Annotated in this window: 15 protein-coding genes; 12 read left to right on the forward strand and 3 right to left on the reverse strand. The window is 71.4% G+C overall.

Features of this window, described 5'->3' with window-relative positions:
* The first annotated feature begins 67 nt into the window (after window positions 1–67).
* Window positions 68–1261 carry a cytochrome P450 gene (locus AB0O21_RS14935; protein WP_365171040.1) on the forward strand — a complete coding sequence of 398 codons (1194 nt, stop codon included), beginning with the start codon at window positions 68–70 and terminating at the stop codon, window positions 1259–1261.
* 21 nt (window positions 1262–1282) lie between these two features.
* On the opposite strand, the gene AB0O21_RS14940 is transcribed toward AB0O21_RS14935, so the two are convergent.
* Window positions 1283–2287: a Gfo/Idh/MocA family oxidoreductase gene (locus AB0O21_RS14940; RefSeq protein WP_365171042.1), complete on the reverse strand. Its 1005-nt coding sequence runs from the start codon at window positions 2285–2287 to the stop codon at window positions 1283–1285.
* A gap of 151 nt (window positions 2288–2438) precedes the next feature.
* On the opposite strand from AB0O21_RS14940, the gene AB0O21_RS14945 reads away from it, so the two are divergent.
* From AB0O21_RS14945 to AB0O21_RS14985, 9 genes are all read left to right on the forward strand, one after another.
* Window positions 2439–3449: a substrate-binding domain-containing protein gene (locus AB0O21_RS14945; RefSeq protein ID WP_365171044.1), complete on the forward strand. Its 1011-nt coding sequence runs from the start codon at window positions 2439–2441 to the stop codon at window positions 3447–3449.
* Window positions 3446–4480 (forward strand): ABC transporter permease, encoded by a 1035-nt coding sequence (locus AB0O21_RS14950; RefSeq protein WP_365171046.1) that lies wholly within the window; start codon window positions 3446–3448, stop codon window positions 4478–4480. Before AB0O21_RS14945 ends, AB0O21_RS14950 begins: the two co-directional genes overlap by 4 nt.
* Entirely contained in the window at window positions 4477–5313 is an 837-nt protein-coding gene (locus AB0O21_RS14955) for an ATP-binding cassette domain-containing protein (protein WP_365171048.1), read from the forward strand. Before AB0O21_RS14950 ends, AB0O21_RS14955 begins: the two co-directional genes overlap by 4 nt.
* Window positions 5310–6527 carry an ROK family glucokinase gene (locus tag AB0O21_RS14960; protein ID WP_365171050.1) on the forward strand — a complete coding sequence of 406 codons (1218 nt, stop codon included), beginning with the start codon at window positions 5310–5312 and terminating at the stop codon, window positions 6525–6527. Before AB0O21_RS14955 ends, AB0O21_RS14960 begins: the two co-directional genes overlap by 4 nt.
* A complete protein-coding gene (locus AB0O21_RS14965; RefSeq protein ID WP_365171052.1) occupies window positions 6524–7114 on the forward strand; it encodes a hypothetical protein in 591 nt (196 codons plus the stop codon). Before AB0O21_RS14960 ends, AB0O21_RS14965 begins: the two co-directional genes overlap by 4 nt.
* A gap of 9 nt (window positions 7115–7123) precedes the next feature.
* Window positions 7124–7756: an MBL fold metallo-hydrolase gene (locus tag AB0O21_RS14970; RefSeq protein ID WP_365171054.1), complete on the forward strand. Its 633-nt coding sequence runs from the start codon at window positions 7124–7126 to the stop codon at window positions 7754–7756.
* Between the two features lie 29 nt (window positions 7757–7785).
* Entirely contained in the window at window positions 7786–8565 is a 780-nt protein-coding gene (locus AB0O21_RS14975; RefSeq protein WP_365171056.1) for an exodeoxyribonuclease III, read from the forward strand.
* Between the two features lie 78 nt (window positions 8566–8643).
* A complete protein-coding gene (locus tag AB0O21_RS14980) occupies window positions 8644–9084 on the forward strand; it encodes a DUF6278 family protein (protein WP_365171058.1) in 441 nt (146 codons plus the stop codon).
* A 5-nt stretch (window positions 9085–9089) separates the two neighbouring features.
* Window positions 9090–9833: an amino acid ABC transporter ATP-binding protein gene (locus AB0O21_RS14985; RefSeq protein ID WP_365171060.1), complete on the forward strand. Its 744-nt coding sequence runs from the start codon at window positions 9090–9092 to the stop codon at window positions 9831–9833.
* 9 nt (window positions 9834–9842) lie between these two features.
* Here the strand turns inward: AB0O21_RS14985 and AB0O21_RS14990 are convergent, their stop codons facing one another.
* Together AB0O21_RS14990 and AB0O21_RS14995 are read right to left on the reverse strand one after the other, a co-directional pair.
* Entirely contained in the window at window positions 9843–11441 is a 1599-nt protein-coding gene (locus AB0O21_RS14990) for a CocE/NonD family hydrolase (protein WP_365171062.1), read from the reverse strand.
* Between the two features lie 132 nt (window positions 11442–11573).
* Window positions 11574–12746 (reverse strand): Ig-like domain-containing protein, encoded by a 1173-nt coding sequence (locus AB0O21_RS14995; protein ID WP_365171349.1) that lies wholly within the window; start codon window positions 12744–12746, stop codon window positions 11574–11576.
* Between the two features lie 242 nt (window positions 12747–12988).
* On the opposite strand from AB0O21_RS14995, the gene AB0O21_RS15000 reads away from it, so the two are divergent.
* Both AB0O21_RS15000 and murJ read left to right on the forward strand, forming a co-directional pair.
* A complete protein-coding gene (locus AB0O21_RS15000) occupies window positions 12989–14152 on the forward strand; it encodes a peptidoglycan bridge formation glycyltransferase FemA/FemB family protein (RefSeq protein ID WP_365171064.1) in 1164 nt (387 codons plus the stop codon).
* 14 nt (window positions 14153–14166) lie between these two features.
* The gene (murJ, locus tag AB0O21_RS15005; RefSeq protein ID WP_365171351.1) at window positions 14167–15831 is read left to right on the forward strand and encodes a murein biosynthesis integral membrane protein MurJ; all 1665 of its coding nucleotides are present in this window, start codon (window positions 14167–14169) and stop codon (window positions 15829–15831) included.
* Window positions 15832–15847 lie beyond the last annotated feature (16 nt).

The following is a 15847-nucleotide window of genomic DNA, read 5'->3' on the forward strand; positions in this document are numbered from 1 at the left end:
GCGCCCGCTGACCGAGTGTCCGGAAAACGCCGCATCGAGGGGTGAACCGCCGCCGTACTGTGGGCCAATGCCTGTAGTGGACATCAGCGCGAACTCTCCCGACTTCACCGCCGACCCCTACTCGTTCTACGCAGGGCTGCGCGCGACCGGACCGGTCCACAGCGTCGCCGCCCCGGCCCCCGAGTACGAGCCCACCTGGATCGTCGTCGGCCACGCCGAGGCCCGCCAGGCCCTGAACCACCCGGGCCTGGTCAAGGACTGGCGCGGCTCCGGCCGGTTCCCGGACCTCCCGGCCGCGGCCAGCAACGCGAACATGCTGGAGTCCGACGCGCCCCGCCACACCCGGCTGCGCCGCCTGGTCGCCCGCGAGTTCACGGCCCGCCGGATCGAGGCCCTGCGGCCCCGAGTCCAGCAGATCACCGACGACCTCCTCGACGCGATGGCCGCCCGGCCCGAGCGCGCCGCCGACCTGGTCAAGGCCCTCGCCTTCCCGCTGCCGATGACCGTGATCTGCGAGCTCCTCGGCGTCCCCGACCTGGACCGCTACCGGTTCAGCTCCTGGTCCCGCGAGATCGTCGCCCCGAGCACCGCCGCCCCCGACGGCACCGTGCACCGGGAGCTGAGCGGCTACCTCGCCGGGCTGGTCGAGGCCAAGGCGAAGGACCCCGGCGAGGACCTGCTCAGCGCCCTGATCCGCACCCGGGACGACGACGGGGACGCGCTGTCCCCCGACGAGGTGATCGGGATGGCCTTCCTGCTGCTCGTGGCGGGCCACGAGACCACGGTGAACCTGATCGGCAACGGCGTACGCGCCCTCCTCGCCCACCCCGACCAGCTTGCCGACCTGCGCGCGGACTGCGACGGGCTCCTCGACGGCGCCATCGAGGAGATGCTGCGCCACGAAGGCCCCGTCCAGAACGCCACCTACCGCTACGCCCGCGAGGACGTGGACCTCGGCACCGCCGTCATACCGGCCGGCGCCACCGTCCTCGTCTCGCTGGCCGCCGCCGACCGGGACCCGGAAAAGTACGCGGACCCGGACGCCTTCGACATCCGGCGCGCCCCGCAGGGACACCTGGCCTTCGGGCACGGCCCGCACTTCTGCATCGGCGCCCCGCTGGCCCGCATGGAGGGCCGCATCGCGCTCCGGGGCCTGCTGGAGCGCTTCCCCGAGCTGGCGCACGACCCGGCCGGCGGACCGCCGCTCTGGCAGCGCGGGAGCCTGATGCGGGGCGTGACCCGGCTCCCCGTGCGCTGGTAGGCGTACGCGATGGTCCACCCCTTACAAGTCCGGGAGCTCCTCCATCCGCACCCGGCGCCGCTCCCGCCGCGAGCGCTCGCAGGCCTCCGCCACCCGGAGCGCGGCGAGCGCCTCCCGGCCGTCGCACGGATTGGCCCCCTCGCCCCGCACCAGGTGGACGAAGGCCGCCAGCTCGGCCTCGTACGCGGCGGCGAACCGCTCCAGGAAGCCCGTCCACGGCTTGCTCGCCGGGGGCGGACCGTGCGGTTCCGTCGAGGCGATGGGCGTACGGTCGTCCAGCCCCGCGGAGACCTGGTCCAGCTCCCCGGCCAGCTCCATCCGCACGTCGTACCCGGCGCCGTTGCACCGGGTGCCGGTCGAGGTGACGAGCGTCCCGTCGTCCAGGGTGAGGACGGCCGCCGCCGTGTCGATGTCGCCGGTCTCCCGGAACCGCGGCGGCCCCGCGTCCGACCCGGCCGCGTACACCTCGGCCACCTCGCGCCCGGTCACCCAGCGCACCATGTCGAAGTCGTGCACCAGGCAGTCCCGGTACAGCCCGCCGGAAGTCGCCAGGTACGCGGCGCTCGGCGGCGCCGGATCGGCCGTCATCGTCCGTACGGTGTGCAGCCGGCCCAGCGCGCCCGCACGCACCAGTTCCCGCGCCGTGCGGTAGCCCGCGTCGAAGCGCCGCATGAAACCCACCTGGAGCACCCCGCCCGCGGCCGCCACCTCGCGCAGCGCCGCCAGGGTCCGCTCCAGGTCCGGGGCCAGCGGCTTCTCGCAGAACACCGGCAGCCCGCCGCGCACCGCCCGTACGACCAGCTCCGCGTGCGCGTCGGTCGCCGAGGCCACCACGACCGCGTCGACGCCCCAGGTGAAGACCTGCTCCACGGAGGGCGCGGCCGTGGCCCCGAGCCGGTCGGCGAGGCGTGCCGCCCGCGCGGGATCGGCGTCCGCGAGCAGGAGCGAGCCCGCCTCCGGGTGGCGGGCCAGCGCCGCCGCGTGGAAGGAGCCGATCCGGCCCGTCCCGATGAGCCCGATGCGCATGCACTCAACGTGACCCCGTACGGAGGACCTGTCAATCTGCCCGGGCATGCCCCGATGGGCCCGCATGGTCCACTGTGGCGGATACTGAGCGGCTGGAACCGGAATGACCGAATCATGACGGACGACACGGACGAGGGAAGGGCGCGGCGACGTGGCTAGGGTTGGGACAGGGGTACGCGTCGTCGGCGCCGTGCTCGCGGCGGTACTGGGGGCCTCGCTCGCCGGCTGCAGCAGTACGGGCGGCAAGCGCGCCGAGGACCGGGCGAAGGCCGAGGCCCAGGGCCGGCCCGCCGTGTCCACCCCGCGCTGGACCTTCGCGATGGTCACGCACGCGGGCGACGGCGACACCTTCTGGGACATCGTCCAGAAGGGCGCCAAGGAGGCCGCGGCGAAGGACAACATCAACTTCGTCTACGCCCACGACGACCAGGCCCAGCAGCAGGCGCAGTTCGTGCAGAACGCCATCGACCAGAAGGTCGACGGGATCGTCGTCAGCCTCGCCAAGCCCGAGGCGCTCAAGGACGTCATCGCCAAGGCCGTCAAGGCCGGCATCCCGGTGATCACGGTCAACTCCGGATCCGCCCAGTCCGCCGAGTACGGGGCGCTGACCCACATCGGCCAGGACGAGACGATCGCCGGCGAGGCCGTCGGCACCGAGCTGGGCAAACGCGGCCGCAAGAAGGCCGTCTGCGTCCTGCACGAGCAGGGCAACGTCGGCCACGAGCAGCGCTGCGCCGGAGCGAAGAAGACCTTCAGCGGCACCATGGAGAACCTCTACGTCGAGGGCGCCAACATGCCGTCCGTCCAGGCGGCCATCCAGGCCAAGCTCCAGGCCGACCCGTCCGTCGACGCCGTCCTCACCCTCGGCGCGCCCTTCGCCCCCACCGCGATCAAGGCCAAGCAGGCCGCCGCCAGCAAGGCCGAGGTGGACACCTTCGACCTCAACGACGCGGTCGCCCGCGACCTGAAGTCCGGCGCGCTCGGCTTCGCCGTCGACCAGCAGCCCTACCTCCAGGGCTACGAGGCCATCGACCTGCTCTGGCTCTACCGCTACAACGCGGACGTGCTCGGCGGCGGACGCCCGGTGCTCACCGGACCGCAGATCGTCACCGGCGCCGAGGCCGCCGAGCTGGAGGACTACATCAAGCGGGGCAGCCGATGAGCGCCACGGCCGCCGCGGACGAACGGCTCGCGCCGACCTCCCTGGTCCGCAAGCTGCTCGGCCGCCCCGAGCTCGGCTCGGTCGTCGGCGCCGCCGCCGTCTTCGTCTTCTTCTCCTTCGCGGCCGACAGCTTCCTGCAGGCCTCCAGCCTGAGCACGATCCTGTACTCGGCGTCCACCATCGGGATCATGGCGTGCCCGGTGGCCCTGCTGATGATCGGCGGCGAGTTCGACCTCTCCGCCGGCGTCATGGTCACCACCTCGGCCCTGGTGAGCTCGATGTTCAGCTACCAGATGACCGCCAACGTCTGGGTCGGCGTCCTGGTGTCGCTGCTGGTCACCCTGGCCATCGGCTTCTTCAACGGCTTCATGCTGACCCGGACGAAGCTGCCGAGCTTCATCATCACGCTCGGTACCTTCCTGATGCTGACCGGCCTGAACCTCGGCTTCACCAAGCTGATCAGCGGCTCGGTCTCCACCAAGACCATCGCCGACATGGAGGGCTTCCCCTCCGCGCGGGCCCTCTTCGCCTCGCAGTGGACCGTCGGCTCGGTCACCCTCAAGGTCACCATCCTGTGGTGGCTGGCCCTGGTCGCCGTGGCCACCTGGATCCTGCTGCGCACCCGCGCCGGGAACTGGATCTTCGCCGTGGGCGGCGGGGCGGACGCGGCCCGCGCGGTCGGCGTCCCGGTCGTCAAGACCCGTATCGGCCTCTACATGGGCGTGGCCCTGTGCGCCTGGATCTCCGGGCAGCACATCCTCTTCTCGTTCGACGTGGTCCAGTCGGGCGAGGGCGTCGGGAACGAGTTCCTGTACATCATCGCGGCCGTCATCGGCGGCTGCCTGATGACCGGGGGCTACGGCTCCGCCATCGGCTCCGCGGTCGGCGCCTTCATCTTCGGCATGACCAGCAACGGCATCGTCTACGCCCAGTGGAACCCGGACTGGTTCAAGTTCTTCCTCGGCGCGATGCTGCTGCTGGCCACGCTGCTCAACGCCTGGGTGCGCAAGCGGGCGGAGGCCACCAAGTGACGGCTCTCGTGAAGCTGACCGACGTCAGCAAGTACTACGGCAACATCCGCGCCCTCCAGGGGGTCTCCCTGGAGGTCTCGGCGGGCGAGATCACCTGCGTGCTGGGCGACAACGGCGCGGGCAAGTCCACCCTCATCAAGATCATCGCCGGGCTGCACCAGCACGACGCGGGCACCTTCGAGATCGAGGGGCGGGAGACCGTGCTCGCCAACCCGCGCGCCGCCCTCGACCTGGGCATCGCCACCGTCTACCAGGACCTCGCGGTGGTCCCGCTCATGCCCGTCTGGCGCAACTTCTTCCTCGGCTCCGAGCCCACCAGGGGCCGCGGCCCCCTCCGCCGCCTCGACGTGCAGCTCATGCGGGAGACCACCCGCGCCGAGCTGCTGCGCATGGGCATCGACCTGCGCGACGTCGACCAGCCCATCGGGACCCTGTCCGGCGGCGAGCGCCAGTGCGTGGCCATCGCCCGGGCCGTCCACTTCGGCGCGAAGGTCCTCGTACTCGACGAACCCACCGCGGCCCTCGGCGTGAAACAGTCCGGAGTGGTCCTCAAATACGTCGCCGCCGCCCGCGACGCGGGCCTCGGCGTGGTCCTGATCACCCACAACCCGCACCACGCCCACCTGGTCGGGGACCGCTTCGTCCTCCTCAAGCGGGGCACCATGGCGGGCAGCCACACCCGCGATTCGATCACCCTCGACGAGCTCACCCGGCAGATGGCGGGCGGCTCCGAGCTCGACGAACTGAGCCACGAGCTGGAGCGGGTGGCAGAATCGGGGAACACCCGCACCACGGAGATCCACACCACGGACAGGGACGACACGACTCGATGAGCACGTACCGGGACTTCACGCTCTCCCACCGGGGGGCGGCGCGAGGCACCGTCCTGCGGACCATCGGCACCCGTGAGCGCCGCTCCCACCTGACCGCCCCGCGCGTCCCGACCGTCGGCATCGACATCGGCGGCACCAAGGTGATGGCCGGCGTCGTGGACGCGGACGGGATCATCCTGGAGAAGATCCGGACCGAGACCCCCGACAAGTCCAAGAGCCCCAAGGTCGTCGAGGACACCATCGTCGAGCTGGTCCTGGACCTCTCCGACCGGCACGACGTGCACGCGGTGGGCATCGGCGCGGCCGGCTGGGTCGACGCCGACCGGTCCAGGGTGCTGTTCGCCCCGCACCTGGCCTGGCGCGACGAGCCCCTGCGCGACGCCCTCCAGTCCCGGCTCGCGGTCCCCGTCATGGTCGACAACGACGCCAACACCGCCGCCTGGGCGGAATGGCGCTTCGGCGCCGGGCGCGGCGAGGACCACCTCGTCATGATCACGCTCGGCACCGGCATCGGCGGGGCCATCCTCGAAGGCGGCCAGGTCAAGCGCGGCCGCTACGGGGTCGCCGGCGAATTCGGCCACATGCAGGTCGTCCCCGGCGGGCACCGCTGCCCCTGCGGCAACCGCGGCTGCTGGGAGCAGTACAGCTCGGGCAACGCCCTGGTCCGCGAGGCCCGCGAGCTCGCCGCCGCCGACTCCCCGGTCGCGTACAACATCATCGCCAGGGTCGGCGGCAACGTCGCGGAGATCACCGGGCCGCTCATCACCGAGCTGGCCCGCGAGGGCGACGCCATGTGCGTCGAGCTGCTCCAGGACATCGGCCAGTGGCTCGGCGTCGGCATCGCCAACCTCGCTGCCGCCCTCGACCCCTCCTGCTTCGTCATCGGCGGCGGCGTCAGCGCCGCCGACGACCTGCTCATCGGCCCCGCCCGGGACGCCTTCCGCCGCCACCTCACCGGGCGCGGCTACCGCCCCGAGGCCCGGATCGCCAAGGCCCAGCTGGGCCCCGAGGCCGGTATGGTCGGAGCTGCCGACCTCGCCCGGCTCGTCGCACGCCGCTTCCGCCGCGCCACGCGCCGCCGCGTCGAGCGCTACGAACGGTACGAGCGCTACGCGCAGCAGCTGGGCCGGCGCGAAGCCGCCGCCCCCGAGCCGCCAGGCCCCGAGCTGCCCGGCCCCAAGACCCCCGGCCCCGAAAACCTGGACCCGCAGTGAACCCGCCCACCCTGCCCCGCCAGGCCCCTCCCCCCGACGGGGACGCCGCCCCGCACCCCGCCGAGGACAGGCGGCACGTCGTCAGGCGCCGCTGGATCACCGCGATCATCATCGTGCTGCTGATCGGCGTCCCCGCGGGCTACCTGGCGATCTCCACCCAGCAGAGCCGCGAGAGCGGCCGCGACAAGGCCGCCAGGGTCGGCGCCTCCACGGTGCGGCCGGGCTGGCCCTCGAAGGTGCAGCGCAGCATCTACGAGGTCCCCATCCCGCCCAAGGCCTGGCGGGTCGGCTTCCTGGAGACCAACAACTGGCGCACCAGCCGGCTGTTCACCGCGTTCTCGGTCACCCCGGCGGACCTGGACGCCTTCCTCACCTCCGTGGGCACCAGCAGGGACGCCCTGACCCAGGGCGAGATCTCCATCTCCCCGCACGACTCCGAGGTCGCGGGCTGGAGCTGGAGCCCGAAGTCGAACTGGTACGGGACCAGCCTGGACCAGCCGAACCCGCGCCCCACCCGGGACATCATGGTCGACCTCACCGACCCGGAGGTCCCCAAGGTCTACGTGGTGTCCACGACGGTTCCGTAGCCTGGGATCATGAAGCTCACCAAGCGGCTGCACTCCTGCGTCCAGTTGGAGAAGGACGGGCGCGTGCTCGTCATCGACCCGGGCGCCTTCAGCGAATCCGACGCCGGCCTCGGGGCGGACGCCCTGCTGGTCACGCACGAACACCCCGACCACTTCGAAGAGGGCCGGCTGCGGGCCGCCCTCGACGCGAATCCGGCCGCCGAGCTGTGGACCCTGCGCAGCGTGGCGGACAAGATCGCCGCCGCCTACCCGGGGCGCGTGCACACCGTGGGCAACGGGGACGCCTTCACCGCCGCCGGATTCGACGTCCAGGTCCACGGCGAACTGCACGCCGTGATCCACCCGGACATCCCGCGGATCACCAATGTCGGTTTTCTCGTGGACGCTTCGATCTTCCACCCCGGCGACGCCCTGACCGTGCCCGACGCCCCGGTGGAGACGCTGATGCTCCCGGTGCACGCGCCCTGGAACAAGATCGCCGAGGTGATCGACTACGTACGCGAGGTCAAGCCGCGCCAGAGCCTCGCCATCCACGACGCGGGTCTGACCGACCTGGCACTGCCTATCTACGCCACGCAGATCGGGAACCTCGGCGGCGCGGAGTACGGCCGACTCACCGCCGGAGACACCGCCGACCTGTGATGTCGGTGCCGGGCGGTAGGTTGGGACGCATGCGTATCGCCACGTTCAACGTCAACTCCATCACCGCCCGGCTGCCGCGCCTGCTGGCCTGGCTGGAGAGCTCCGGCACGGATGTCCTGTGCATCCAGGAGACCAAGTGCTCCGCGGAGCAGTTCCCGTACGACGAGCTGCGCGAGCTGGGCTACGAGTCGGCCGTCAACGCCACCGGCCGGTGGAACGGCGTGGCCCTGCTCTCCAAGGTCGGCCTGGAGGACGTGGTCACCGGCCTGCCCGGCGGGCCCCTCTACGAGGAGGTCGACGAGCCCCGCGCCATCTCCGCCACCTGCGGCGGGGTCCGCGTCTGGTCGGTCTACGTGCCCAACGGCCGCGAGGTCGAGCACGACCACTACGGCTACAAGCTGGACTGGTTCCGCGCCCTGACCGCGGCCGTCGCCGAGGACGCGGCCGGCGCCCGTCCCTTCGCGGTGCTCGGCGACTTCAACGTGGCCCCGACCGACGAGGACGTCTACGACCCGGCCGTCTTCGCGGGCCTGACCCACGTGACCCCTGCCGAGCGCTCCGCCCTGGAGGCACTGCGGGCGGCCGGACTCTCCGACGTCCTGCCGCGCGCGCTCAAGTACGACCGGCCGTACACCTTCTGGGACTACCGGATGCTGGCCTTCCCCAAGAACAAGGGCATGCGCATCGACCTGGTGTACGGGAACGAGCCCTTCGCCAAGGCCGTCAAGGACGCCTACGTGGACCGCGAGGAGCGCAAGGGCAAGGGCGCCTCCGACCACGCCCCGGTGGTCGTGGACCTGGAGCTGTAGCACGACCCGCGGAACCGTCCGGTTCGATCCAGGCGCGCCCTGTGGCCAGCGGGGGATCCTGGTGCGACGCTGGGCGGTATGAACATCCCTTTCCTGGACAACTGGCTGAACCGACACGAAACGGAACAGCGTGCGGGACTCGCCGCCGCCTTCGCCGACGACCCGGAGGGCGTCGCGGAGTTGTTCTCGGAGTGTGAGATGTTGCGCGTCCAGGCAAGGGCGGCGGGGCTCGAACTCGACGAGAACGTCGCCTCGTTGGAAGCGCTCGACCAGCTGATGCCGCGCTGGCGGCGGGATCCCGAGCTGGTGCCGTGGCTCGGGAACGACGCCGGCTTCTACCTCGGCACCGTGATCATCCGCACGGTCCCCGGGTCCGGCTGGGAGGTCTGGCCGAGCGGCCAGCCGGTGATCCGGCTGGCCTCGGGCCGGGAGCTGAACGTGATCGAGTCGGGGGTGTCCTGGGCGATGACCGGATCCCCCGAGCTCAGCCAGGCCTACGCCGAGGCCTCGGAGGGGTGACCGCCATGGCCGTCGATCCGCTGATCGAGCTGCGGGGGGTCAACAAGCACTTCGGGGACCTCCACGTGCTCCGCGACATCGACCTCACCGTGGGCCGCGGCGAGGTGGTGGTGATCATCGGGCCCTCCGGTTCCGGGAAGTCGACCCTGTGCCGGGCGATCAACCGGCTGGAGACCATCGAATCGGGCACGATCACGCTCGAGGGGAAGCCGCTGCCCGCCGAGGGCAAGGAGCTGGCCCGGCTGCGCGCCGAGGTCGGGATGGTCTTCCAGTCCTTCAACCTCTTCGCGCACAAGACCGTCCTCGCCAATGTCTCCCTCGCCCAGGTGAAGGTCCGCGGACGCAAGAGGGAGGAGGCCGACAAGCGGTCCCGGGAGCTCCTGGACCGCGTCGGCCTCGCCGACCAGGCCCCGAAGTTCCCCGCCCAGCTCTCCGGCGGACAGCAGCAGCGCGTGGCCATCGCCCGCGCCCTCGCCATGGACCCCAAGGCCCTGCTGTTCGACGAGCCCACCTCCGCCCTCGACCCGGAGATGATCAACGAGGTGCTGGAGGTGATGCGGCGGCTGGCCCAGGAGGGGATGACCATGGTCGTGGTCACCCACGAGATGGGCTTCGCCCGGTCCGCCGCCAACCGCGTCGTCTTCATGGCCGACGGGCAGATCGTGGAGGACCGCACTCCGGAGCAGTTCTTCACCGCCCCGGAGAGCGACCGGGCCAAGGACTTCCTCTCGAAGATCCTCAAGCACTGACGGACGGGCTCACTGCTCGCGCAGGGGCACCGACACGTACGAGGGATCGGTGCTCGGCGAGGAGAAGGTCAGCTGCGCGCCGAAGGGGTTGTGCTCGATGTAGAGCGGGTCGACGGTGTCGATGACGAGGGCGAGCCGGTGGCCCGCGGGCACGTCGTAGGCGGTGGAGAACAGCTCCAGGTCGACGCCGAACGCCCGGCTCGGGGTCTTGCCGTGGAAGGTGTACGGGGCGTTGCTGACGAGTTTGCCGACACCGAGCGGGCCGACGTCGTAGAGGTACGCGACGAAGGTGCCGTCGGCCTTGGTCGGCGTGACGGTGGTGTGCACCTTGACCGTGCCGCGGACCCGGCGCTGCTCGTCGTAGCGCTCCGACTGCCAGACGGCGGCGAAGGCGCGGGGGAGGAGCGGGATCGAGGCGGTCGGCGGCGCCTGGACGAACTGGTCGAGGACGCTGGAGAGGAAGATGATCCCGCCGCTGGCCCCGGAGTCCACGTTGGCGAAGACGTGCTCGCTGTCGGAGAGGGCGAGCTTCTGCGTGCCGCCCGCGCCGACCGACTTCCAGTCGGCGTAGCCCTCGTATCCGGCATTGCTGCGGGACTTGATCTGCACCGGGGCCTCGGTGTCGACGCCGTTGCGCTCGCCCTTGAGGTAGCGGTCGAACCAGCGGTGGGCGTTGGCCCAGGTGTCGTTGGGCAGGCCGAGGAGGCCGGTGCCCTCGGCGGTGGCGTGGTCGCCGGGGCGGAACTCCAGGCGCTTGGGGCCGGTCAGCTTCTCGTAGAACTCCGCGTACTGGTTGGGCGGGAAGATGGTGTCGCCCCACGCGTTGCCCAGCATGATCGCGGCGCCGTTGGCGTTGATCCGGTCCACCTGCTCGGCGGCGGAGCGCTTCTTGCCCCAGTCGATCATCGCCTGCTCGTTCTCCAGCTTCGATCCGAGGAAGTCGCCCAGGATCTGCTGGAGTTCGGGCCCGGGGCGGCCGGTGAGGTAGCCGGCGGCGCCGAGCATGGCGGCGGCCTGGAGGTGCTGGGTGCGGCCGGAGTAAATGGACTCGATCAGGTCGGCCCAGCCGCTCATCGCGACCACGGCCTTGACGCGGCTGTCGTGCGCGGAGGCCAGCAGGCTGATGCCGGCGCCGTACGAGACCCCGCCGAGGCCGATCCGGTCCGCGTCGGCGGGGGTGTGGGCGAGGGCCCAGTCGATGACGGCGGAGACGTCGGCGACGTCCGGCGGGCCGGCCACCTCGATCTGCCCGCCGGAGAGCCAGAAGCCCCGGGAGGTGTAACTGACCACGACGTAGCCGGAGTCGGCGAGCTGCTTGGCCTGGACGATGTATTCGATCTGCGGCATGCCCCAGCTGGTGGGCAGCACGATCAGGGGGTACTTCCGGCCGGCCTCGGCTCCGGCCGGGGTGAAGACGTTGCCCTTGAGGGTGATGCCGCCGGAGCCCGGGATGTCGTGGAAGGCCAGCTCCGGCGGAGCCTGCGAGGCGTCGGCGGTGGCCGTCACGGCGGGGGCGGGAGCCGCCTGGGCCTGGTGGGGGGCCAGGCCCAGGGCGGCGGCGGCCAGGAGGGCTGCCACGGCTGCGGCGGCGGTGGTGGTGCGTTGCATCAATCGCTCCTCGCGTGCGCCGGGTTGTCAAAGTGACCCGACGGTAACGGGAGGGGCTTACCGGAAGTAACCCATCAGTAAGTTACGCGGTGGTAACGATTGAACGAAGGTCAGCCGGGGTCGGCCCGCCGGTCAGCCGTTCTGGGGAGCGCCGGACAGGGCGCTCTTGGCCTTCCACTGCTCCCACGACAGGTTCCACTCGCCGTAGCCGTTGCCGAGGTCGGCGTTGCCCTTCGAGCCGTCGCCGACGACCTCGAACGGGTCGCCGACCTGCACCTCGGAGTAGAAGGCGGCTGCGTTCGCGTCGCTCATCCCCACGCAGCCGGAACTGGTGTTGGCGCGGCCGAAGTTCGCGGCGTTCCACGGCGCGGCGTGCGCGTACATGCCCGACCAGGTCAGCCGCATCGAGTAGTCGACCATCTTGTCGTAGGCGTCGCCCAGGCCCACCGTCTGGGAGTCCATCCGGATGGTGCCCTCCTTGGACATCAGCACCATCTTCCCGGACCACGAGGCCTTCTTGCCGCCGGGGGTGCCGGCCGAGATCGGGATCGTCTTCACCGTCTGCCCGTCCTCGGTCACCGTCATCCTCTTGGTGTCGAGGCTGACCTCCATCCGGCGGTCCTTGCCGATCTTGAACTCGGTGTTGTAGTCCCGGGCGAACAGACCGCCGCCCTTGCCGGAGTCGACACCGCCCAGGTTCATGTCGACCTTCACCTCCGTGCCGGACTTCCAGTACTCCTTCGGCCGCCAGTCCACCCGGTCCTTGCCGGAGTAGTCCTTGAACCAACCCCACGACCCCTCGGTGTTGTTCGAGGTGGTGACCTTCAACTGCTTCTCCACCTCGGCCTTGTTGGCCACCGGGTTGTCGAAGACGAGCGAGACGGGCATGGCCACGCCCACCGTGCTGCCCTTCGGGAGGTTGATCGAGACCTTGTTGACCTTGTCGGCCGCACCGGTCTTGAACTGCGCCGTGGCGCTCTGGCTCTCCGTGTTCTGCGCCTCGACCTTGTAGTCCGTGCCCGGGGAGGCGTTGCGCTCCGAGGTCCAGGTCTTGCCGTCGGCGGCTATCTGCCCCGCGAGCTCACCGCCCTTGGCGTCCGTCACCTTCACCTGGGCGAGCTTGCCGTCGGCGATGGTCACCTTCACCGGCTCGCCCGCCTTGACCTGATTGCCCGTGAGGTTCACCGCGATGGCCATGTCCGGCTTCTGCTGCTTCATCTCGGCCTTGCCCGCCGCACCGCTCCCGCCGCCGCTCCCGCCGGAACAGGCGGTCAGGGCGGCAGCCAGGATTGCGGTGCCCGTCATCACGGCGTGGCGCGTGCGTATGCGGCTCAACGAAAACCCCTCCGAAGTATGAACGTCCGCAAAGTAAGAGCGAACGAATCGACTCTAGGTTGCGGAACCCGGCGAAAAGTTCGGCATTTCGGCTGTGACATGGACCGCAGCGAAACGGTCATCGTCCGGTCACAAACGCCGCGCAGTCCGGTCACGGGCGCCTGTGAGAGTCCTGTGAGACACCGCTCCGCACGACAGGAAGGCCAACAGCCGTGTGTGCACTGCTTGTGACCCCCGCCCAGCACGACCAGGACCAGGAGCTCCGGGTGCGCGCCCTGTCCGTCGCCGAGTACCGGGACTTCCTCGCAGGCAACGGCTCGGCGAGCTTCCTCCAGTACCCCTCCTGGGCCGAGGTGAAGGACCTTTGGCGCTCGGAAAGGGTCGGATGGCACTACCCGGACGGGCGGATCCAGGGTGCCGGACTCGTTCTCTATCGCCAATTCCCCGGGACGCGCAAATACTTCGCCTACCTTCCCGAGGGTCCCGTGGCCGACTGGTCCGACCCGCACATCGACCGCTGGCTGACCCCGCTCATGCGCCACCTGAAGGCCGCCGGAGCCTTCGCCGTCCGCATCGGCCCCACCCCCGCCTACCGCCGCTGGGACGCGGCCACCGTCAAGTCCGCCACCGGGCCCGGCCGGCAGCTGTCCGACGTCCTCGCCACCGAGGTCGACCCGGTCGGCGCCGCCCTCGCCGACCGGCTGCGCACCCGCGGCTGGAAGCGCTGCGGCGGCGAGGACGACGGCGACGCCCAGCCCCGCCACGTCTTCCGCGTCCCGCTCGCCGGCCGCTCCCTCGACGACCTGTGGTCGGGCCTGAACCAGGAGTGGCGGCGCAATGTGCGCAAGGCCGGCAAGGCGGGCGTGGAGACGGTCGTCGGCACCGCGGAGGACCTCCCCGAGTTCTACCGGCTGCTGCGGATCACCGAGGAGCGCGACGGCTTCCGGCTCGGCCGCTCCCTCGCGTACTACCAGCGCCAGTACGAGGTCCTGGGCGCCGAGGAGCCCGGCCGGATGCGGCTCTACCTGGGCAAACACCAGGGCGAGATACTCGCCGCCCACACGATGATCGTGGCCGGCAGCCGGGTCTGGTACCAGACCGGGGCCTCCGCCGACCACCGCCGCGAGGTACGGCCCAGCAACGCGCTGCAGTGGCGCATGATGCGCGACGCACACGCCCTCGGAGCGGACGTCTACGACATGCGCGGGGTACCCTCCACCCTTGACCCCGACGAACGTGCTTTCGGGCTGCTGCGCTGGAAGCTCGGCACCGGCGGGCACGTCGTCGAGACGCTCGGCGAGTGGGAGACCCCGATGGACGGCTACGCCAACACGGCGCTCTACAAGGCGTTCCAGGCCTATCTGGCCCGCCGGTGAGCCAGGGCACGGCCGTGCACCGGAGCGGGCCCGCTGCCGACGGCGGAGCCGCCCCCGCGGAGCCGGGGAAGACCTCGGTGCTGCGCAGCGGCGCGCTCATGGCCGCCGGGTCGATCGTCTCCCGCGCCACCGGGTTCGTCCGCTCCGCCGTCGTCGTCGCCGCACTCGGCACCGGACTCCTCGGAGACGGCTACGCCGTCGCCAACACGGTCCCGAACATCCTGTACATCCTGCTCATCGGCGGCGCCCTCAACGCGGTCTTCGTCCCCGAGCTGGTCCGCGCCGCCAAGGAGCACGCGGACGGCGGCGCCGCCTACACCGACCGGCTCCTCACCGTGTGCACGGCCGCGCTGCTGGCCCTCACCGCCGCCGCCGTACTGGCCGCCCCGCTGATCGTCTCGGCGTACACCGGCTACACCGGCGGCCAGCAGTCCACCACCGTCGCCCTGGCCCGCTACTGCCTCCCGCAGATCCTCTTCTACGGGCTGTTCACCCTGCTCGGGCAGATCCTGAACGCCCGCGGCCGGTTCGGCGCGATGATGTGGACCCCGGTCCTCAACAATCTCGTCGTCGTCGCCGTCTTCGGCCTCTTCCTGTATGTGTCGCACGATGCTGCGGACGGACTGACGGCCTCCGAGATACGCCTGCTCGGCATCGGCACCACCGCCGGCATCCTCGTCCAGGCCCTCGCCCTCATCCCCTCGCTGCGCGCCGCCCGCTTCCGCTGGCGCCCCCGCTTCGACTGGCGCGGCAGCGGCCTCGCCCGCCCGCTGCGCAACGCGGGCTGGCTCGTCCTGCTCGTCCTCACCAACCAGCTCGCCTACTGGGTGGTGACCCGGCTCTCCACCGCCACCGGACAGCGGGCCGTCGACGCGGGCCTCGCCGGCGGCGCCGGCTACACCGCCTACAGCAACGCCTACCTGCTGTGGATGGTCCCGCAGGGCATCATCACCGTCTCCCTCGTCACCGCCCTCATGCCCCGGATGAGCGCCGCCGCCACCGACGGCGACCTCGCGGGCGTGCGCAGGGACGTCTCCTACGCGCTGCGCTCCAGCGCGGCCCTCGTCGTCCCGGCCGCCGCGCTCTTCGCCGCCCTCGCCCCCTGGGTGATGGGCAGCGTCTTCGAGTACGGGCGCACCGGCGCGGCCGACATCGCCGTCATGGCCGGCATGCTGGCGGCCTTCGCCCCCGGCCTGGTCGTCTACTCCGCGCAGTACGTGCTCTCCCGCGGCTTCTACGCCCTGTCCGACACCCGCACCCCGTTCTTCCTCAACCTGGTCATCGCCGCCACGAACGCCGGCCTCTCGGCCGCCGCGTACCTCCTGCTGCCGCCGCGCTGGGCGGTCACGGGCATGGCCGCCGCCTGCACGGTCTCCTACTCGGCGGGCGCGGCCGTCACCGCGTACGTCCTGGCCCGGCGGCTCGGCCCGCGCGCGGGAACGCGTACCGGGCCGGGGGCGAGCGCCGTACGGACCCACCTGCGGCTGCTGACCGCCTGCGTGCCCGCGGCCGCCGCCGGGTACGCGGCCGCCCGTGCCGCCGACCCCCTCGGGAACTTCGCCGCCCTCGGGGCGGGAACCACGGCCCTCCTGCTCGTCGTCGTCCTCCTTGCCGGGCCACTGCGCCTGACGGAGATCACCGACCTGCTGGGCTCCCTGCGGCGGAAGATCGGCCGTTAGCGGGAGGCGAAGCCGA

Origin of the sequence: Streptomyces sp. NPDC091371 (genome assembly GCF_040684275.1) — a bacterium.
In the GTDB taxonomy this organism is placed as follows: domain Bacteria; phylum Actinomycetota; class Actinomycetes; order Streptomycetales; family Streptomycetaceae; genus Streptomyces.

What these genes read in the sequence shown, in the direction of transcription:
- AB0O21_RS14935 (WP_365171040.1), top strand. Translation starts at nt 68, where the DNA reads ATGCCTGTAGTGGACATCAGCGCGAACTCTCCCGACTTCACCGCCGAC.
- AB0O21_RS14940 (WP_365171042.1), bottom strand. Translation starts at nt 2,287, where the DNA reads ATGCGCATCGGGCTCATCGGGACGGGCCGGATCGGCTCCTTCCACGCG.
- AB0O21_RS14950 (WP_365171046.1), top strand. Translation starts at nt 3,446, where the DNA reads ATGAGCGCCACGGCCGCCGCGGACGAACGGCTCGCGCCGACCTCCCTG.
- AB0O21_RS14960 (WP_365171050.1), top strand. Translation starts at nt 5,310, where the DNA reads ATGAGCACGTACCGGGACTTCACGCTCTCCCACCGGGGGGCGGCGCGA.
- AB0O21_RS14970 (WP_365171054.1), top strand. Translation starts at nt 7,124, where the DNA reads ATGAAGCTCACCAAGCGGCTGCACTCCTGCGTCCAGTTGGAGAAGGAC.
- AB0O21_RS14975 (WP_365171056.1), top strand. Translation starts at nt 7,786, where the DNA reads ATGCGTATCGCCACGTTCAACGTCAACTCCATCACCGCCCGGCTGCCG.
- AB0O21_RS14980 (WP_365171058.1), top strand. Translation starts at nt 8,644, where the DNA reads ATGAACATCCCTTTCCTGGACAACTGGCTGAACCGACACGAAACGGAA.
- AB0O21_RS14985 (WP_365171060.1), top strand. Translation starts at nt 9,090, where the DNA reads ATGGCCGTCGATCCGCTGATCGAGCTGCGGGGGGTCAACAAGCACTTC.
- AB0O21_RS14990 (WP_365171062.1), bottom strand. Translation starts at nt 11,441, where the DNA reads ATGCAACGCACCACCACCGCCGCCGCAGCCGTGGCAGCCCTCCTGGCC.
- AB0O21_RS14995 (WP_365171349.1), bottom strand. Translation starts at nt 12,746, where the DNA reads ATGACGGGCACCGCAATCCTGGCTGCCGCCCTGACCGCCTGTTCCGGC.